The 21002-nt window shown below is 35.4% G+C and carries 17 protein-coding genes; 16 read left to right on the top strand and 1 reads right to left on the bottom strand.

All coding sequences use genetic code 11. The features are described from left to right. Window positions 1–117: 117 nt before the first annotated feature. The 9 genes from AC4HAI_RS06780 (at window position 118) to AC4HAI_RS06740 (ending at window position 12602) form a co-directional block, all read left to right on the top strand. On the top strand, window positions 118–3114 hold the full coding sequence (locus AC4HAI_RS06780) for a lantibiotic dehydratase (RefSeq protein WP_491110978.1): 2997 nt from the start codon (window positions 118–120) through the stop codon (window positions 3112–3114). Next, on the top strand, window positions 3102–4898 hold the full coding sequence (locus AC4HAI_RS06775; protein WP_491110977.1) for an ABC transporter ATP-binding protein: 1797 nt from the start codon (window positions 3102–3104) through the stop codon (window positions 4896–4898). The genes AC4HAI_RS06780 and AC4HAI_RS06775 overlap by 13 nt, the downstream gene beginning before the upstream one ends. Beyond that, complete coding sequence (locus AC4HAI_RS06770; protein ID WP_491110976.1) at window positions 4891–6135, top strand: lanthionine synthetase C family protein; 1245 nt, start codon at window positions 4891–4893, stop codon at window positions 6133–6135. The genes AC4HAI_RS06775 and AC4HAI_RS06770 overlap by 8 nt, the downstream gene beginning before the upstream one ends. Next, on the top strand, window positions 6132–6866 hold the full coding sequence (locus AC4HAI_RS06765) for a NisI/SpaI family lantibiotic immunity lipoprotein (RefSeq protein WP_491110975.1): 735 nt from the start codon (window positions 6132–6134) through the stop codon (window positions 6864–6866). Before AC4HAI_RS06770 ends, AC4HAI_RS06765 begins: the two co-directional genes overlap by 4 nt. Window position 6867: 1 nt before the next feature. Next, window positions 6868–8472: a S8 family peptidase gene (locus tag AC4HAI_RS06760; RefSeq protein ID WP_491110974.1), complete on the top strand. Its 1605-nt coding sequence runs from the start codon at window positions 6868–6870 to the stop codon at window positions 8470–8472. A gap of 27 nt (window positions 8473–8499) precedes the next feature. Continuing rightward, a complete protein-coding gene (locus AC4HAI_RS06755) occupies window positions 8500–9183 on the top strand; it encodes an ATP-binding cassette domain-containing protein (protein WP_491110973.1) in 684 nt (227 codons plus the stop codon). After that, window positions 9184–9918 (top strand): lantibiotic immunity ABC transporter MutE/EpiE family permease subunit, encoded by a 735-nt coding sequence (locus AC4HAI_RS06750; protein ID WP_491110972.1) that lies wholly within the window; start codon window positions 9184–9186, stop codon window positions 9916–9918. Window positions 9919–9970: 52 nt separating this feature from the next. After that, window positions 9971–10561: an ABC-2 family transporter permease gene (locus AC4HAI_RS06745; RefSeq protein ID WP_491110971.1), complete on the top strand. Its 591-nt coding sequence runs from the start codon at window positions 9971–9973 to the stop codon at window positions 10559–10561. A 145-nt stretch (window positions 10562–10706) separates the two neighbouring features. After that, window positions 10707–12602: a M13-type metalloendopeptidase gene (locus AC4HAI_RS06740; RefSeq protein ID WP_491110970.1), complete on the top strand. Its 1896-nt coding sequence runs from the start codon at window positions 10707–10709 to the stop codon at window positions 12600–12602. 389 nt (window positions 12603–12991) lie between these two features. Here the strand turns inward: AC4HAI_RS06740 and AC4HAI_RS06735 are convergent, their stop codons facing one another. Then, window positions 12992–13903: a LysR family transcriptional regulator gene (locus AC4HAI_RS06735; protein ID WP_491110969.1), complete on the bottom strand. Its 912-nt coding sequence runs from the start codon at window positions 13901–13903 to the stop codon at window positions 12992–12994. Between the two features lie 431 nt (window positions 13904–14334). Here AC4HAI_RS06735 and AC4HAI_RS06730 point away from each other — a divergent pair, with 431 nt between their 5' ends. The 7 genes from AC4HAI_RS06730 to AC4HAI_RS06700 are packed head-to-tail and all read left to right on the top strand — an operon-like array spanning window position 14335 to window position 21002. Further along, window positions 14335–15480, top strand: coding sequence for an amidohydrolase (locus tag AC4HAI_RS06730; protein ID WP_491110968.1), 1146 nt, complete (start codon window positions 14335–14337; stop codon window positions 15478–15480). Next, window positions 15477–16523, top strand: coding sequence for an iron-containing alcohol dehydrogenase family protein (locus AC4HAI_RS06725; protein WP_491110967.1), 1047 nt, complete (start codon window positions 15477–15479; stop codon window positions 16521–16523). The genes AC4HAI_RS06730 and AC4HAI_RS06725 overlap by 4 nt, the downstream gene beginning before the upstream one ends. A gap of 3 nt (window positions 16524–16526) precedes the next feature. Next, window positions 16527–17693 (top strand): aminotransferase class I/II-fold pyridoxal phosphate-dependent enzyme, encoded by a 1167-nt coding sequence (locus AC4HAI_RS06720; RefSeq protein WP_491110965.1) that lies wholly within the window; start codon window positions 16527–16529, stop codon window positions 17691–17693. Window positions 17694–17700: 7 nt separating this feature from the next. Further along, window positions 17701–19023, top strand: coding sequence for an MmgE/PrpD family protein (locus AC4HAI_RS06715; protein WP_491110964.1), 1323 nt, complete (start codon window positions 17701–17703; stop codon window positions 19021–19023). Further along, window positions 19017–19568, top strand: coding sequence for a GNAT family N-acetyltransferase (locus AC4HAI_RS06710; RefSeq protein WP_491110962.1), 552 nt, complete (start codon window positions 19017–19019; stop codon window positions 19566–19568). Before AC4HAI_RS06715 ends, AC4HAI_RS06710 begins: the two co-directional genes overlap by 7 nt. After that, the gene (locus AC4HAI_RS06705; protein WP_491110961.1) at window positions 19558–20238 is read left to right on the top strand and encodes an amino acid ABC transporter permease; all 681 of its coding nucleotides are present in this window, start codon (window positions 19558–19560) and stop codon (window positions 20236–20238) included. The genes AC4HAI_RS06710 and AC4HAI_RS06705 overlap by 11 nt, the downstream gene beginning before the upstream one ends. Next, the gene (locus AC4HAI_RS06700; RefSeq protein WP_491078592.1) at window positions 20235–21002 is read left to right on the top strand and encodes an amino acid ABC transporter ATP-binding protein; all 768 of its coding nucleotides are present in this window, start codon (window positions 20235–20237) and stop codon (window positions 21000–21002) included. The genes AC4HAI_RS06705 and AC4HAI_RS06700 overlap by 4 nt, the downstream gene beginning before the upstream one ends.

The raw sequence follows: 21002 nt of genomic DNA, 5'->3' as shown, positions 1-21002 counted from the left end.
GATTTATAAATAAACTATCCTATTTTTATAAACGAGCTTAACTCTACAGATGATTTTGTTGTTCACAAAACTTTATAGTTAGCTCGCTTATAAAAGTAAATAAGAAAGGAAAGTACTATGAACAGTGAGTTTAAAGCACAGAGATTTTTGGTGAGAAAACCTATCCAATCCTATAACAATTATAAGGAGTTTAAAAATTACGAGCAACTTATTAATACAATTAATAGAAACAAGGTATTTATAGAACAGTTACTTCTTGCTAATCCTAAATTATATGAAAATTTACAAAAGTACAATAATGGTACTTTAAAAAAGAAGCGTCATAAGAAATTATTTGAATCTATTTATAAGTATTATAAACGAAGTTACCTACGCTCAACCCCCTTTGGGCTATTTAGTGAAAGTTCAATTGGAGATTTTTACGAAAAAAAAGATAATCATATAGATGGTCAGACGATACAAAAAAGTATTTCATTAGATATTCAGTGGCTCATTCGTTTTGTATATAAATTAGAGGGTGAGTTCCAAACTAAACTGAGTTTTATTGGAAATAACGCTAATTATGAATTTGGAAATCGAGTGTTTCAATTATATACAGTTAATAATACAGAATTAGAAGAAGTAAATATTAAATTATCAAATGTCTATGAAATCATTATTAAAGAATGTGAGCATACATTTAGAACATTTGAGGAGCTATGCCAAGCTGTTATTAGTAAGTATGGGAACGAATACAAAGAATTAACAACGCAGTACCTAGAAAGCTTAATTGAAAATCACTACTTACTTTCAAATTTACAAATCAATTTACTCAATGATTTTAGCTGGGAACGGTTTTTAGATCAAATTTCTAAGATTGATACATATGGGATCTATTCAAAACCTCTGTATAAAATCAAGAGATTAATTGAAGAGTATTCAAAACTAGAAATTGGTCAAGGTGAGGAAAAATTAAAAGAGTTGTACTTATTAATGTCTCAACTTCAAGAAAATACGAATTATATACAAATTGATCTATATAATAATAATAAATTTCAAATTGATCAAAAAAAGAAAATTGAATTAGAACGCGTAGCAAATTTCATTGGAAATACTGAAAAATCAGTCAAACGTACCTATTTAGATGACTATAAAGAGAAATTTATTGAAAAATATGGCGTAGATCAAGAAGTTAAATTAACAGAGTTATTTGATCCTACTTTTGGTATAGGAGCTCCATATGATTATACACATCCTAAGAATGATTATTTTGAAGATGAGCCTCAAACAGTTTACTATTCCAATGAGGAGGAAAAGATATACTTAGAGAAATATGTAGAGGCATTAAAAAATAATAAAGAAATTGATTTTTCTGACCTATATAACTATTATTCAAGTTTAGACAAAAAGGAAAATAATCTTAATTATTTAGAGTTATTCTTCAATCTTGTGAAAAAAGATAACTATGCATTTATGTTAGGTAATGTTGTGGGTAGCAGTAATCTTGGTAGTAGTTCAGGAAGATTTGCAAATATGTCTGAATCGTTCCACGAATATCATAAATCTTTGGTTGATTTAATTGAATCAGAAAACCACAAGGAAGGAATTATTTCTTGCGAAGTCGTATTTTTACCAGAGAATATACGACATACAAACGTTATGCGAACTTCAATAGGACGTGATAAAGTTTTACCGTTTTTTACAAGTACAGGTTGCGAAGAGATTAAATTAAGAGATCTTTATATTGGTTTAGATAATAATGAAAATTTTTATGCCAAAGATATTTCCACAGGGGATATCATACGATTTTATATAACTAATATGTACAACAGTAATTTATTCAGCAATGAGATTCGATTTCTTTATGATATATCAAAAAATAGTAACTTTGGACAATTACCATGGAATATTATCTATGATTCATTCGATTTTGTTCCAAGATTAGTTTTCGAAAATACAATTATTGCCCCAGCAAAATGGAGGTTAACAGAGAATAATGTCAATTCTGATAAAACTATTAAAAGTATTTTAAAAGAAAAAAATATCCCTAGTGAATTTTATATAGTTAATGCAGATAATAAAGTTCACTTTTCTCAAAAAAATGAGTTAGATTTATTGGCATTGGAGCGTGAGCTTAGAAATATTATAAAAAATAAAGGATTTATTGAAATTCAAGAATTTATTGAAGAAAAAGATGCGGTAATTATTAATGACAAAGGGTATGTTGCTGATATCGTAGTTCCTTTTGTGAACAAAACTTTGGAAGCGTCACATACCGAGCTCTCTAATAGAAAACAAAGAATTTCTATTGATATACGGGAAAAGTTACCTTTCGATGATTGGCTATATTTTAAATTACAAATTTCAACTAATAGGCAAAATGAATTTTTATCGTCCTATCTTCCAGAGATTCAAGAAATAGTAAAATCATTTAAAGGAAAATTATTTTTTCTAAGATATAGATCACCTTATCCAGAAATTAGATTGCGTATTGAATGTGATAATTTACATTCATTATACCAGAAAATTTTACCCATATTCCGTCAGTGCCGTAAAGATAGAATATTACATAACTACGATATCTCTATCTATGACAGAGAAATTGAAAGATATGGAGGCCCAGAATTAATGGCATTATCTGAAAATATTTTTTGTTCAGATTCAGAGATTGTTATGAATGTATTATCCAAAAGGCGAGAAGGCTTAATTGATATGTCTATAGATGATATTGCTGTGCTCCTCAATTATCAATATTTAAAATATTTTTTCAATAGTAATATAGAGATTCTTGAATTTTTAAATGTAGTTAGCCCGTTAAATAGTGATAACAATTTAAACGGAAAAATAAAAAACTACGAAAATGTGATTTTAAATTTATCAAATAATGGTAGTAAAATTTGGAACATAGATTTTTCTTCTATTAGACATTCCATAAATAATCTAACAAGTACTTTACAAAATTATAATTTTGATATTCAGAGAGTAGTATCAATTATTGATAGTTTAATTCATGTTCACAATAACAGATTAATTGGAATCGATAGAGAAAAAGAGAAAGAGATTTATTACATACTTAAGAGATTATTCATGGCAGAAAATTACAGATATGCAGGAAAACAAGCATGGATGAAGTAAAAGAATTTACATCAAAGCAATTTTTTCACACTTTAGTTAACCTACCAAAAACTCTGAAACTTATATTTAAGTTAGAAAAAAAAATTGCCATTTATCTAATTATTTTAAATATAATCACAGCATTAATTCCACTATTAAGTCTGTTCATTTATCAAGACTTGATAAACTCAATCTTAAGTCCTACTAAACAACTAGTAAATGTAATTTTGATTTACTTCATAGTTCAAGTTATATCAACCATTTTTACACAACTAGAAGATTATATTAGTGGAAAATTTGAAATGAGGCTCTCATACAATATCAATATGAAACTCATGAGAACAACTTCTTCTTTGGAATTATCTGACTTTGAACAATCAGATATGTATAACATCATTGAAAAAGTTACTCAGGAGAGTACTTATAAACCTTTTCAGTTATTCAATGCAATTATTGCTGTTATATCCTCTTTTATTTCATTGCTAGCTAGTTTAATATTTATTGGATTATGGAATATTGGAGTTGCAGGAGTATTATTTATAATTCCCTTACTATCTCTAGTGCTGTTTTTAAGAGTTGGGCAATTAGAATTTCTTGTCCAGTGGAGAAGAGCACATGCTGAACGTCAAACCTGGTATATTATTCATCTACTAACCCATGATTTTTCATTCAAAGAAATTAAATTAAATAATTTAAGTGAATATTTTATTGGAATGTTTGGACGATTAAAACAAAATTTTATTAGTGAAGATCTAGCAATATCTAAGAAAAAAACATATTTTAATATTTTATTAGACTTTCTACTGAATATAGTTAATATAGTGACAATAGGGTTAATGATATTTTCTGCAAGAGCTGGGACATTACTTATTGGTAGCCTAGTTAGTCTAATTCAGGCGACTTCCAAAATTAATTCATATTCTCAGACTATGATAAAAAATATTTACATTGTCTATAACACTAGTTTATTTATGGAACAATTATTTAATTTCTTAAACCGTTATGATAATAAAATAGCAATAACTTCCAATAATACAATTAGAAATATTGAAACTGTCAGAATTAATGAACTGTCATATAAATACCCTGGCACTGAAAAATTTGCTTTAAAAGATGTTAACTTGACTTTTAATAAAGGTGAGCTGACAGCTATTGTCGGAAGAAATGGTTCAGGGAAAAGTACATTGGTAAAGTTGCTATCGGGACTATATACACCTACTAGTGGAAATATCCAATATGATGATTTGAAGAATGATTTTTTATCTGCTGAGTTTTATCAGAATAATATTTCTGTCCTTTTCCAAGATTTTGTAAAATATGAGTTATCTGTCAGAGAAAACATAGGCTTGAGTAATTTGGATTCGCTATGGCAAGATAGAAAAATTGAGCAACTATTAGATGAATTCGGACTAGATTTTTTGAAAATAAATCATAAATATGATCTCGATACACAATTAGGGAACTGGTTTCAAGACGGTAGACAACTATCAGGTGGTCAGTGGCAAAAGTTGGCTATGGCTAGAGCATTCTTTAAGAATGTATCCTTATATATACTAGATGAACCAAATTCAGCTTTAGATCCTGTATCTGAAAAAGAGATTTTTGACTATTTTGTCAAAAAGTCGAAAGAAAATATTTCTATTTTTATTTCACATAGTATTAATACAGCGAAAAAAGCAGATAACATTATAGTATTGAATGATGGGTTAGTTGTAGATGTAGGAACACATAATGAATTATTAGACAGATGTAATTATTATCAAGAATTATACTATTCAGAAAAGTATGAGGAGTCAAATGGATAAGTTGAAATTAAGAGAATTATCTACAGAGATTATTTGTTCAGTCGATAAGACTTTAAAAATTCATAAACAGGAATTGAATTTTCAAGAACTTACATTATCTTCAGGATTGCCTGGGATAATTTTATTATTATCTGAGTTGGAAGATCAAAATCTAGATTATGATTTTTACAATAAAGTCGAACAGTATGTTGAATATATTGTTGATAAGATTTCTAGATATGGTCTCTATACCGGTTCGCTATATTCTGGAGCCTCAGGAGTTGCATTAAGTCTATTACATCTAGTAAATAGAGATGAAAAGTATTTTAATTTAATTGGGAGCTTAAATGAGTATATAACATATTATGTTGAGGAACAGATTAATAATATCAATTTAAATAATCTCTCTCCTACGGATTATGATGTTATAGAGGGAATGTCAGGTATTTTAGCATACTTATTGTTAATCAAAAATAAAAAATATGATGTTTTAAAGGAACAGATCATCGAGTGGTTGTCTAATTTATTAGAAAAAACAGATGGTATCATCAATATCTATGTCAAATCTGATGACCAAATGTCAGAGGCTGAAAGTAAAATGTATCCTAATGGCTGTTTAAATTTAGGATTTGCTCATGGACTTGCAGGTTTAGGAAGTGCCTTGATATACGCTAGAATTAAAGGATTTGGTACAAATAATACTGACAAAGCTATTAAAAATATTGTTCAGATTTATGAAAGATTTGAGTTTCGAGAGAATGATCACTCATTTTGGAAGGATGGTTTAGAGATTAACGAATTACAAACGGGAAAAATTCTTAGTAATCCATCCTTTATAAGAGATGCTTGGTGTTACGGCTCTCCTGGGATTAGTATATTTTATTTATATGCTGGTTTATATCAAGAGGATAAAAGATTGACTAATAAAGCCAAAAAGATATTAAAGGATTCTATGGAAAGGCAATTAGGAGTGGACTCAGGTATGATTTGCCATGGGTATTCTGGCTTAATCGAAATCTGCCTACTATTCAAAAAATTATTGAATACAGATGTGTTTGATAGCCATATTACGAGTTCTTTGAAAGATATAGAGGAGAGTCTACAATATTTGTTAAATAACAAAAAATTGGGTTTTTTAGAAGGTGCTAGTGGGTATCTATTAAGTTATTTAAGTATCAGAGCTCCCCACTATCAAACTTATTGGCGGCAATCGTTACTATTATTCGATGATTTTTTAGAGGAGGAAGTTGGCTTATGAATAAATTTTTTCGATTATGTATACTACTTTTTTTAAGTTTATTTCTTTTATTTGGTTGTTCACTAAAAAATAAAGAGAATATAGAATTCTTAAAAAATGATTATCGTAGATTTACGTTTAATAGGAATGAGTATGTTATTACTAATAATGAAGTTAATAGTAAAGAACTAAGGAAAAATATGGGACGTTTCTATAAACTATTTATCGTTAATCCAAAAACGCAAGAGATTCTTAAGAGCAGTACCACCGATAGTGTCACTTTAGCGTATAATAACCTTTATGAATGTCAAGATAAGTCCTTATGCATCGGAGTCAATGATAAATATTTTAAAGTAATGAAAAAGGATGAAGAAAAAAATCCAGAAATATTTGATGCTAAACAATTTAACAAAGGGAATAATACAAAGAATGACCTGGATTCTTTCTCTATAGATAACAATGATTCTAGGAAAATTACCTATTCAAATCATTCTTATATAATTTCTGATCAAGATGTTCCACAAGAAAATTTGGATCAACTGCAATCGGTACTTGCGGAAGTTCGTGTATTTGATCCAAATACTGGACAAAGTATTCCAAGATCTGAGTGGAGTAAATTTGATAAGGATAGTAAAAGTCGAGTTGAATGGGATTATGGGCCAATCTATTCTATAAAAGGTACTTCATTGGAGCAATCATTTGCTATTGAGATTAATAATACTTATAAGTTAGCAATAAGAGAGGATGAATGAGGTGAAAAAAATTGGAATCTTGCTAACAGCATGTATAGCGATTATGTTTTCTTCGAGTGTCAGCAGTGAGACAGTAGTAAAAGAAAATATCAATTCTTCCGAAAATATTTCGCACTATGGAACAGTTTCAGCATCCCGCTCAAATACAGCAGCTGATGCTAATCAAAATTCGGATGCTTTAAATAATGGAGATAGTCGACAAACCAGCACCCAGGAAGCATCGTACACCCCAGTAGATCACTATGGTAGTGAGGCACAAAATGTTGACACGAGTTCATATCCTTTGTATTGGGACTATCAATGGGATATGAAAGATATCACTAATAATGGCGAGAGCTATTCTTTATATAAAACAAAACATAAAGTCACGGTCGGAGTTGTTGACACAGGTCTTGCGACTGATCATATTGATTTAATGGATAGTATAGGAAGTAAATCGGTTAACCTTGTTCCAAAAGGTGGTTTTAATAATGAAGAAGCATCAGAAACAGGTGAGCAATCAGATATTTTTGATAAGGCAGGTCATGGAACTGAGGTTGTAGGACAAATTACAGCCAAAGGTAATATACTAGGGGTAGCACCAGGTCTGATTATAAATATGTACAGAGCTTTTGGTGAGAATTTATCCCAACCAGAGTGGATAGCACAGTCAATAAAAAAAGCAGCAGATGATAATAATAAAATAATTACAATTAGTGCAGGTCAATATCTTATGATAACAGGTTCCTATGACGATGGCACAAATGATTATCAAGATTACCTAACATATAAAGATGCCGTAGATTATGCAACCCATAAAGGTAGCTTAGTAGTTGCTGCCCTAGGTAATGAAGGATTAGATACATCTAATAATAATGCTATGCTTAATTATCTAAAAAATAGTAGAAAGATACAAGTTCCTGGATTAGTAGTTGATGCTCCCACTGTTTTTAAAAATGTTCTAGCAGTAGGTGGAATTGATGGCTATGGAGATTTATCAGACTTTAGCAATTATAGTAAAGATGCGATCTATGCACCTGCAGGTACAACCCGTAATTTAATAAAATATGGAGAAACAGAGTTTATTAATAAAGGATATTATTTGAAAGACTGGATTTTTACCACATCTTCAACGGGAGGTTATCAGTATGTATATGGTAATTCATTTTCAACTCCTAAAGTAGCTGGGGCATTAGCATTAGTGTCAGAAAAATACAATCTAACGAATCCTTTGCTCTTAAAAAACTATGCGTTAATACATTCGTTGACCATAGATGGAAAAAAAGTACTGAATATTACTGAATTACTAAAATATGCAAATAGTGATAGCGTCAGAGAAAGAGATATAGAATACGATTATAGTGACAATTTTTTAGATAGTGGGATTTATAGTCAGGAAAGAGAGACTAAAGATGGTGCAGTAGTTACAACGCCTGTTTTTACTAATAATAGACTGCAAATAACTACTTCAAAGAATAATGAGAATTTTGTTGTAAATAATACTGCAAAGTTACCTGGATTAGGAGATGAAGGAAATGATCTAATTATCATCTTTGGAATGTTAACTGTGGCACTGTCTATTAAGTTAGTCAATAAGAAAAATTTTTCGATAACAGAAAAAAGATAATGTTTGAATATTAAGAAAGGTAAAAGTATGAACATTGAAATTAATAACATCACAAAAGAGTATGGAAATAAAAAAATTTTGCAAGATGTTAGCTTCGATATAGACTCAGGTACAATATGTGGATTGATAGGGGTGAATGGAACCGGAAAATCAACGCTTATGAAAATTCTTTTTGGGCTAGTTTCTGCTGATAAAGGTACCATTTTATTTGGTGGGAAAGAAAATTCTAAAGACGATAGAAGTATAGGAGCTCTTATAGAATCTCCTGCTATTTATATGAATTTATCTGCCTTTGACAACTTAAAAACGAAAGCTTTACTATATGGTGTTTCAGACAAAAAGATAAATGAAACATTGAAAATTGTAGGGTTGACATCTGCTGGTAGAAAAAGGGCAGAAAAATTTTCTTTAGGAATGAAACAAAGATTGGGTATTGCTATGGCAATTTTAACGGATCCTAAATTTTTAATATTAGATGAGCCTACTAATGGATTAGATCCAGATGGCGTCCTTGAATTACTAGAATTAATTAAGAAGTTAAAATCAGCTGGTGTGACGATACTCATTTCTAGTCATCAATTGCGTGAAATAAAAAAAATTTCAGATAGAATAGTCATTTTAGACAAGGGAAGGATTCGCTATAACCAGCAGAATGACTCTACTGTCAATATAGAAAAGCTTTTCTTTAATGTAGTACATGGGGATATGTAAATGAAAAATATTAATATTATTAGATCAGAATGGTTGAAGCTAAAAAAATCTAGTTCATTAAGATTGATACCACTAATTCCTTTTACCACAGTGTTGATTTCAATTTTGGTGGGAGGAGTATTGAATTTTACTAGTTTTACTGTTTTTTGGTGGGAGGCAGTCTTTCTCTTTCTTCTAATTGGGTTACTATTTCTCAATGATTTTAAAGCTGAACAAAAAGCAGGAAATTTCCAGAATGTAAAGATGAGCCGATATAAGTTGAAAATTTATAAAGCTAAATTTATTACGATTTATACGAGACTGTTCTTATCCAGCATTTTTCTACTTATTTTTATGCTTTTTGTAGGCTGGTTATACCAAGGATTTATTGCTTTGCCTGTTATTAAAGTAAGTGTTTCCTTACTTCTTACTTTAATAACAGCAGCATGGACAGTCCCATTTTTCTACTATTTGTCAAGTTTTATTAATCCATACATATTGTTGGCTCTAAATAATTTAATTTGTTTATTAATAGCTCCGTTAGTAGCTCAAACTAATGTATGGTTCATTTTTCCATACACCTATCATTATAAGGTCTCTGAAGCACTACTTGCTATAAAGCCATCTGGGGATATATTAACAAAGGCACATAATAATAATTTAGTAGTACTTTTAGTGTCTATGGCATTATCTCTGTGTATGAGTGTGCTGTTTTCAAAACTATTCAAAAAGGTGCAGAATAATGATCAGAAGTGAGTTACTCAAATTAAAACACAGTCTAATGCTTTATATAATAATAGGTTTCACCATGGTTGAATTGATTACAATCCCTCCCTATCTATTATTAATCAATACTTCCGTTAATATTAAAGATATTTCTCTATTGACGTTATTGCTGTATCCTCTAATAGCTGTAATATTGGTGATTACATCATATGACCAAGAAAGTTTAGCTAATAATCTCCAAGAATTGAGAACAAACAATAAGAGGTCAAGAATATGGGGAATAAAAATTTTAGTACTAGATTTTATCTCAATTTTGCCTTCTTCTTTTGTTTGGATTATTTCAGGTATGGTTCAGAATTCGCTTTTGGGGTATCTACCTGTAGCTACAGCAAGCTGGTTATTATTCATTTTATTAAATCATATCCACTTCATATTTAATTTTTTAATAAAAAAAAGCGAAAATATAGTGATAGCTATTATTGAAATATTATTTATACTTTTTGCCAGTAATAAGGCGCTAATTGGACATTATTGGTTTCCAACTGTTCTACCTATAAATTTCCTTCTGACAAATGATTATTCAAATATAATTAGTGCATTATGCTATATCCTAATATCCACACTTATTATATTTGTACTCAGCCATAAAATTAATGTGATCAATAAAATTTAGGTGTTTCAAGATGTTAAAGGATATATATTGAATAGGACGAACAAAGTTCATTACGCTGTCTCAATCACTCAAATTAGCTAAACTGATAAAATTTCAGACTTTTTGTTACAATAGAGCCACTGAGAAAATGTTAAAGGAGATCGTAATGGTACGTTTACAAGATGATTTTTTTGAAGCGGTCAATGGAGAATGGGAAAAGACCGCTGTTATTCCCGACGATAAGCCTCGTACGGGTGGTTTTTCAGATCTTTCTGATGCTATTGAGTCGCTCATGTTGGACACGACAGATCGCTGGCTGGCAGGTCAAGAGCTGCCACAGGATAGTATCCTAGAGAACTTTATCAAGTTCCACCGTATGGTGGCTGATTATGACCAGCGTGAAAAGCTAGGTGTAGCACCTGTGCTACCCTTGATTGAAGAGTACCAGGCTTATGACTCCTTTGCCGACTTTGCTAAGGATATGGGCCGACTAGAGAAAGAAGCCAAAGCCAATCTCTTACCCTTTGGGGTATCACCTGACTTCATGGATGCTAGGACAAATGTCCTCTGGGCAGAGGCACCATCAACCATCTTACCAGATACCAGCTACTACACTCCTGATAATGCCAAAGGTCAAGAGCTTTTAGCCCTCTGGCGTCAGACCCAAGAGGCGCTCCTTCCGAAGTTTGGCTTTTCTGAAGATGCTATCAAAGACATGCTGGATAAGATCATTGAGCTGGATGCCAAGCTAGCTCAGTATGTTCTTTCCAGTGAAGAATCTTCGGAGTATGTCAAGCTTTATCACCCTTATGATTGGGAGGATTTTGTAGCCTTGGCACCTGAGCTGCCGCTCAAGGCTATCTTTACAGAAATCTTAGGTCAACAGCCAGACAAGGTGATCGTCCCTGAGGAGCGCTTTTGGACGGATTTCGCCAAAGATTACTATAGTGAAGCTAACTGGCCCTATCTCAAAGCCCTTCTCCTTCATGGAGCAGCCGCTGCCTATACCTCTTATCTAACAGATGAGATTCGTATCATGGCTGGTGCCTACAACCGTGCCCTATCAGGGACCCCTCAGCCTATGGATAAGAAAAAAGCAGCCTACTATCTAGCCCAAGGCCCTTATAATCAGGCTATCGGGCTTTGGTATGCCAGTCAAAAGTTTTCTCCAGAAGCTAAGGCAGATGTCGAAGCTAAGGTAGCGACGATGATTGATGTCTATAAGGAGCGATTGGCTCAAAATGATTGGCTCCAGCAGGCTACGATCGATAAAGCTATCACGAAACTCAATGCCATCACTCCCCATATTGGCTATCCAGAAAAATTGCCAGAAACCTATGCCAAAAAGGTTATTGATGAAAAGCTCTCTTTGGTTGAGAATGTTCAAAATCTAGCCAGGATTTCTGTAGCCCATAGCTGGAGTCAGTGGAATAAGCCTGTCGATCGCAGCGAGTGGCACATGCCAGCGCATATGGTCAATGCCTACTATGATCCTCAGCAAAATCAAATTGTCTTCCCTGCTGCTATTTTGCAGGCACCTTTCTACTCCTTAGAGCAGAGTTCGTCAGCCAACTACGGTGGTATTGGAGCAGTTATTGCCCATGAAATTTCCCATGCTTTTGATACCAATGGCGCCTCTTTTGATGAAAATGGCAGCCTCAAAAATTGGTGGACAAAGGAAGATTACGCTGCCTTTCAAGAGCGAACGGATAAGGTTGTTGAGCAATTTGACGGCATTGACTTTGCCGGAGGTAAGGTCAATGGTAAATTGACTGTCTCTGAAAATGTGGCTGACCTAGGCGGTCTAGCGGCAGCGCTGGAAGCGGCTAAGCGAGACAGCGATTTTTCTGCTAAAGATTACTTCATCAACTTTGCCACTATCTGGCGTATGAAAGCACGTGAAGAGTATTTGCAACTCTTGATTTCTATTGATGTCCATGCCCCTGGAAAACTCCGTACCAATGTCCAAGTCCCTAACTTTGATGAATTTTTTGAAACCTTTCATGTCAAAGAAGGAGATGGTATGTGGCGAGCACCAAAAGATCGAGTCGTCATTTGGTAAAAAAAGATGGAAAAACTTCAAAATATTAAGGACATTTTAAGTGAGATTGAGTATACTATAGTCAATCCTAAATAAACTTTTCTTTTTCATAATCTCCGGAAAGAGCTCAACATTGGTTGGGTTCTTTCTTTTTTATATCATTTTTAAACTTTCCCTAGATCGACTACGCTGCTCTAGGGCCCGTCCTTCTAGCTCACTAACGTATCGCAGAATGACGTGTCTTTTTCACCATAACAAAAACACTCCTAATTCTAGTTTATTAGATTTCAACAGGAGTGTTTTTCTTATATCTCATTTGTTGGGCGCAGTACCGAATCCCACACACTTTTTATTGATGAATGACTTCGTCAAGTTCCATTTCTTACATCTAGTGACAAAAGGTTTTGACTCTAGTGAGCCTCATGGTCTCTAAATTCGCTGAGACTTTTTTGGACTTGTTTGATAAAAGTAGTGATTATTGCGGTGTTTTTAGCTTTTTTAGGTCTGACATATCCCAAGGTATGCAAGGGACTGTCTCTAAGCGGGACTAGGATGATTTGCTCCCGTATAAAACTATTGACAATGCCCAGTCCCGAGGCATAGGCTTCCGAAGCTCGAAGCAGATTCATGACAGTTCCACGATCATTGGAATAGATAATCTTTTGATAGTGGTTGATCTCAAGAGGATCCTCATCAAAATGAAGTCCCGTCTTTTCCTGCTGAAAGCGGATTTGGGGATAGGTCGCTAGGTCTCCTTCGCTGATAGCATCTTGCTTGGCTAGAGGGTGGTCCTTACCGAGAAAGATACGAGTCGGAAAATCCCCAAGCGAGGTAAATTCCAGTCCTAAATCAGCCATGTGGCGGTTTAGGATACGACGATTTTCATCATTGAGATAGATAATACCAAGATCACTCTCATAAGAAGCTACACTCTCTAAGATTTGACGGGTAGTAGTCTCTATGAGCTGAAAATCCTGATAATCATCTTCGTATTTTTCAGAGACATAAGCCAAGGGATCGGAAAGAAAGTCATAGTGGTGGCTAGAGACTGTAAAGCTTTTGAGGTAATCCTTTTGGTAGCGCTGTTCAAGGAGTTTGACCTCTCCTAAAATGCGCTTAGCATACTTGAGAAAGTCTTGACCTTCCTCAGTTAAGACCATCCCACTGTTAGTGCGTTCAAAGAGCTGAATATCCAGCTCTTTTTCTAATGTACTGATAGCATTTGAGAGATTGGGCTGGGTCATATACAGAGCCACAGCAGCCTTGTTGAGTGACCCGTATTCAGCCACAGCCGCTGTATAGCGTAGATGCATGAGATTCATGGCAAGTCCTCCTCTAATGTGATTGGTTCTAGCTCATCAAAGTTCTCTCATTTTAGCATAAAAAAATTGGCTATAAATAAAAGTAATACCCAGCAGTAAAAAATATAGATTAGCTAGCCACTGCTGAACGTGATATCATGTGGGCAATTCAATAGTATTGGGCTAAGCGCTGCTATAAAGCCCTCTAGTTTCGACCTAAGAAAGGACCTTCGCCTATGTTAGCATGGATAAAATCGCTTATAAGCAATGAAGAATTAGAAAACGAAGAGTATTTATATCGACTCACTGCCCTAGATTATCAAGGTTACCTATCATCTGAAGCGACATCATTACTGACTTCAATCTATCAAGTGTAGTATATAAAGTGGTGATAAAAATAATTGATAGACTGATAAAAAATATAAAAGAGATCTATTAAGGTAGGTAACGTGATGTCAAAAGAATTTTATGAGAAATTAGTCAGTGTGCGTCATCATATCCATGCACATCCTGAAATTTCTGAGAATGAATATGAAACCAGCCAATTTATCAAAAATTATTTAAAGGAATTAGGCATTGAGCCGCTTAGTTACCCTTTAAAGACAGGTGTGATCGCTGAAGTTGGTCACGGAGAGCCAGTGATTGCCTTGCGAGCGGATATTGATGCCTTGCCTATTGTTGAAAAAACAGGCTTAGACTATGCGAGCGATACCAATGCTATGCATGCCTGCGGGCATGATTTTCATCAAACAAGTTTACTTGGTGCAGCCGAATTGCTTAAAGAACGAGAAGACGACCTCCAGGGAACGATTCGATTGATTTTTCAGCCTGCAGAAGAAAATTTCCAAGGGGCCTATCAAGTAATTGAAGCTGGTGGCTTGCAAGGAGTATCAGCTATCCTTGGCTACCATAATAATCCTCATCTAAAGCCAGGGCAGATAGGGCTACGACCTGGCGCTATCATGGCAGGTGTTGAACAATTTTATGTAGAGGTCAAAGGCATCAGTTCGCATGCTGCTAGACCGGATCTAGGCGTGGATACAGTGCTGGCTATAACTAACATGGTCAATAATCTTCAAACCATTGTAGCGAGAACAGTCTCACCTTTTCAGTCAGCAGTGCTATCAGTGACTCATATTGATGTAGGCACAACGTGGAATGTATTGCCGGCAAAAGGCTTTTTTGAAGGGACAATCCGTACCTTTGATCCCGAGCTCCGCTTATCTGTTATCGATAAATTCACCAAGGTTGTGGAAAATATAGCTGCTCAGTTTGGAGCGGATGTTTCAATAAATTGGGGCAATTCACCTAAAGTAACATATAATGATGCAACGCTTACCCCAATTATCTTTGAGCAAGCCAAAACGTTTGCACAGGTAGTTGATACTTTACCTTCAACAGGAGGCGAAGATTTTGCGGCCTATCAGGAACAAATTCCAGGAGTTTTTGCCTTCGTGGGATCAAACGGAGCCAAAGGAGCTCCAGATTGGCATCATGACGATTTTATAGTCCTAGATGAGGCTTTGCCAACGGCTGTTAATTATTACGTTGAAGGTGCCTTTAAGCTACTAAGTTATTATGGAGGTAGTGATAAATGACTGAGCGTACCATAAGAATGAGTCCAGCCGAATACATCAATGAGCGTGGCATTTTAAAAAAATTACCATATATCCTTAGTGAAAAGGGAATTTTAAAGCCGGTTATTTTAACCGATCAGACAGTATATCCTATCATTAATGAGTTTCTGCCAGAAAGCTTTTTAGATGATAATCATGTAGAGTTTTTTGGAGGTTCCTGTACCTTTGAAGAAATTGCTCGTCTGACTGATTTATTCGAGGATTATGATGCTTTACTAGCTTTTGGTGGAGGCCAGTTGATTGATACTGCAAAAGTAGTAGCTGATCGATTACGTATCCCAATTATTAATAGTCAAACAGTTCCTTCTAACTGCGCTGCGATCACGACTAAAAGTATTATCTACTCTCAGTCTCACGAAAAAATTGACAATATTCGCCATAAAAAAGCAGTTGATATGGTCTTGCTAGAGCCTGATATACTCATTCATGCTCCTAAAGAATATATTTTGTCCGGTATTGGTGATACTTTAGCTAAATATTATGAAATCCGAAAGCGTATAACACTTGATAAGACGAACCAAGTATCTTTGAAAATAGGACGTTTTTTCATTGAGTTATGCCGTGAAGAAATGCTAGCGGTCAAAGATTTGGAGGCATTATCAGAACAACAACTAATCAATCTGTTCGATACGATTTTTCTGGTAGCAGCTAGTGTTGATGGTATTGCCGATCAAGATGGTCGTAGCGTGGTAGCCCACGCTTTTTACAATGCTTATGTTAAGATACAGCCTGATTATAGCAAAACTCATGGTGAAGCGGTTGCTTTAGGGAGTTTAGTCCAAGTGCTAATAGAAGGTGACGACAAGCTGGCTGATGAAATCACCACCTATCATAAAATAATTGGTCTTCCCTTGACCCTCAGAGAGCTTGGGCTGGTAAAAGATGAGGAAATTGATGAGTTGGCACAGTACATCACGAGAAGATCTGATAGTCGTGTCCAATCCATTTTTCCAAACTTAGACCGCTCACATGTACGGCAAGTACTAGAAAGTATACGAGGGTAACGGATGAAGGTTGAAGAATCGCACAGAGTGCAAAAAAGAGCAGACCATTTTGCAGCCCGTCAGCAAATTAAGATAAAAGAATTAAATAATCTGGGTAAACCAGTTATTAATTTGGGGCGAGGTAATCCAGACCAAACGACCTTCCCAGGGATTGTTGATGCTTTAAATCAGGCAATGAGAGATCCTTCTAATCATGGTTACCCTCCTTATGGAGGCAAGCAAAGTTTAAAGGAAGCTATCATCCAATTTTACAAATCAGAGTATCAGGTGGCTCTTGAACCAGATGAAGTAACTATTTTTAGTGGGTCTCTAGCAGCATTAACAGCTTTACCTATGGTTTTAGCCAATCCAGATGATACGGTTTTAACACCAGATCCAGGCTTTTTTGGCTATGATGCCGGAGTCAAGATGGCGGGGGCTGAAAATTATCCCTTACCACTGTTAGAAAAAAATCATTATCTGCCAGATTACGACAGTATACCTGTTCAAGAATTGACAAGGGCAAAATTATTGTTTTTGAATTATCCTCATAACCCGACAGGAGCAGGAGCGACAAGTGATTTTTTTGAGAAAACAGTAGCCTTTGCTAAAAAGAATCAAATTGTTGTAGCTCATGATTTTGCTTACTCGGATATTTCATTTAAAGCAAAATCACCAAGCTTCTTACAGACTCCAGGCGCCAAGGAAATTGGAATTGAGATTTATACATTATCAAAAACGTTTAACATGGCTGGTTGGCGGATTGCCTTTGCAGTGGGTAACAAGCAAGTGATTGGTCTTTTGCGTGATTACATTAGAGCCTCTGTCGGTGGGACCTTCGGAGCTGTACAAGATGCGGCTATTCACGCTTTGACACAAGAGCTTGAACAACGTCAAAAACTCAGAGATCTTTATGCCCATCGCAAAGATTTAGCGTTTAGATTGCTCAATCAAGCAGGCATCGATGTAGGAGATAGCGATGGCACCTTCTTTCTTTGGATTAAACTACCGAAAGAGTCCAGTGATGACTATCAGTTTGTTGAGAATCTCTTAGAGACTGAACAGGTGGCTTTGATCCCCGGATCGGTATTTGGAGAAAATGGAAAAGGCTACCTGCGCCTAAGTCTTGTATCGGATAGCCATGAGGTAAAGGATGGCGTTGAAAGGCTGATACGATTTATACAGAAATGAGGCTATGATGGCAGAGGAAGAGATAATCATCCAGTATTTACTAAGGGGTATTTCTAAGAAAGAAGCAAGAAATTTATTGCCAAGGGCACGTTTGGCTCTGTTGGATTATCTCGGCTGTCTTTATGTCGGTTTGAGTCATTCACGAGTACAATCGCAATTAAACGGCTTGTACCCCCAACTCTATCAAGAACTCTTATTAAGCACAGAAACACCTATGGAACAACTGGCTCTAGCTTATGGCTATGCATCACACTATGATGATTTAGATGATGTTCACGCTTATTTCAGAGGACATCCAAGCAGTGTCATCTATTCAGCCTTATTAGCCACCTTAAAAGATGAAACAAGGGATGACGTTCTACAAGCTTATATTTTATCGTTAGAATTTGTCGGACGTTTAGGGTTGCAATTACAACCCAATCACATTGAACGAGGATGGCATGCTACAGCAACGCTAGGGAGCTTAGCAGGAGCAGCGGCTATCGGTATTCTGAAGCGATTGGATGGGCGGTCATTTGCGCAGCTATTATCTCTAGCTAGCAGTCAATCATCTGGATTTCTCTACCAAGAAGGGACGGATGCTAAACCTTTGCAAGCGGGTTTGGCGGCAAGGAATGCTGTGGTGGCTTATAAATTAGTCCAAGCGGGTTTTACAGCCAAGAAAAATATTTTTGGTGAAAAAGTAGGCTGGAGCCAGACCATGTCGGGAGTTGCCGTTTCTGTTCCTCAGTTAGTGGAGCAGTGGCTACAACCGGCTCAGATTGAACAGCCAGGTCTCTGGTTCAAGATCTATCCTTTCTGCTCGGCAGCTAATGCAGGGTTCGATTTGGGTCAATCGGCTTATCAAGAAGGGACCAAGATAGATGGTATCAAAGAAATACATGTACATTTTTCAAAAGATGGTGATAGAGCGTTGACATATAAAGCTCCGGAGACAAAGTTTCAAGGAAAATTCTCTATTGAATATTTATTGTGGTTAGCTTTGTCTAAAGGTACGGTATATGATAATGATTTTAGAGACGAAGCGGTTTCAAATGAGTTTATTGAATTCTCTAAAAAAATTTATCGTCATCATGATTTAAAAGCAGCTGCATCTGAGCGTCCGACACGTTTGCACTTGTTGGGATACAATGCTGAGACTTTGTTTGACCAATTGCAGACAAAAGCAAAAGGATCTCCTGATAATCCTTACACTACTAAGGATCTGCAAGAAAAATATCACCGACTGACATCTGGCAAGGAAAAAAGAGCTTACCAAGCCATTTTAGAAGGAGAAAATCATCCCCTAAGTCAGACTCTAGAGCAATTTAGAAAGGATGCTTTATGGTAATAGAGAGATTAGATCCAGCTGATATTGCTGCGCTAACCGAACTCTTCCATCAGGCTTATGCAGCTGACGAAGCCCTGGGGATTCATTTTAAAGCGGCTACTATTTCTGCTGATGAGGTTTATCAGGCCAATGCCTCCTTGCCGACCTTTGTGCTTAAAAGGCAAGAAAAACTGATTTCTAGCGTCTCTGTTCGTTTGCCCTGGTCAAGCAATCCTGGACCGTTTGCCCTCCCCCATATCGGCTGGTTAGCCACTGCTCCGGACTATTCGGGTAAAGGTTACGCAAAAGCACTTATGAGTAGCTTGATTGAGGAGTATATCAAAGGAGAATTAAAAGCTCCAGCTGTCACATTAGGAACTGCTGCTGAGCATCCTTGGCTAATCGGAGCTTATAAAAAGATGGGGTTTAACTACCTAGGAGAACGACAGTTGTTTAGTGACCATAAGACGGTTTATATGATAAAAATCCTGGATAGTCAAGCACTATTTAGAGTAAGGGATGATGAACTATTAAGCCATTTAAGGAGGACAGGCTATGAATTTTAGTTGGGCATATTTTTTTGATTTATTTTTTAAATTACCGAGTTATATCCCTGTTACAATTTTGATAGCGGTACTTTCAATGATAGTAGCAGTACTCATTGGAGCCCTCATGACACTGTTCCAGCTTTCTAATTTTAGATTACTGAGATACTTTGCCATAGCCTACATTTCCTTGTTCCGAGGGATGCCAACCTTAGTGCAACTATTTCTTATTTTTTATGGTTTGCCCCAACTATTTCCAATGTTTCAGGGAATGACTGCCTTAAGTGCAGCGATAGGTGGACTTGGATTAAAGCAGTCTGCTTATCTCTCTGAAATTTTTAGAGCCGCTGTTAATTCTGTAGATAAGGGTCAGATAGAAGCGGGAGAATCCCTCAATATTCCTAATTGGAAAATTTTCTTGCACGTTATTTTGCCTCAAGCTACCCTGAATGCATTACCAGCAACAGGAAACACCTTTGTTAGTTTGTTAAAGGAAACCTCTTTAGTATTTACCTTGGGAATTACTGAGCTCTTTTCACATTCAAAAATGATAGCTGGTGAGTCGTTGAGATATTTTGAAACCTACTTGGCAGTAGGCATACTGTATTGGGGAATGATTATTATTTACACTTGGATACAGCATTATATTGAAATTGATTTACAACAACCATATAGGAGGGAGAGCGAATGAGTCTAATCGAAATAAAGAATCTAGGTGTTACAATTGGGAACAAGGAAATTTTAGAGGACATTAATTTAACTTTAGAAAGGGGAAGTGTAACAGCTTTTGTAGGACCATCGGGATCAGGAAAAACTACCCTGTTGCGGACAATTAACTTGCTGCAAAAACCGACGAGTGGCAGTCTTAAAATAGCAGACACGCAAGTAGCAGCTCCCCATATATCTGGAAAAGATGTCAAAAAAATTAGAAGTCATTCGACCATGGTCTTCCAACATTTTAATCTTTTCAAAAATTACACTGTACTAGAAAATGTCTCTCAACCCTTAGTTCTCAGCAGGAAAGTTAATAAGAAAGATGCTGAAACGATTGCTCGTGAGTCCCTTGTAAAAGTTGGTCTGAGTGAATATGAGTCTCAGTACCCAATAACCTTATCCGGAGGGCAGCAACAACGTGTCGCTATTGCAAGGGCTATTGCTTTTAAGCCTGATATTATCTTATTTGACGAACCTACTTCTTCTTTGGATCCTGAGATGGTAGAAGGTGTTTTACAAGTTATTGCTGCGCTTGCTAATGAAGAAATCTCAATGATTTTAGTGACACATGAAATGGAATTTGCTAGAAAAATAGCAGATCATGCCGTTTTTATTGAAAATGGAAAAATTTTAACACAGGGTCCTGCAAACTTACTTTTATCAAGTGATAGTAGCCATGAGCGGGTGAAAGCATTTCTTAGCTCCCTTTATCGTGGATCACTCGAAAGTGCAGGACTATAA

This window comes from Streptococcus sp. ALY_208 (assembly GCF_058314295.1).
This window is presented reverse-complemented; position numbering and strand designations above follow the sequence as displayed.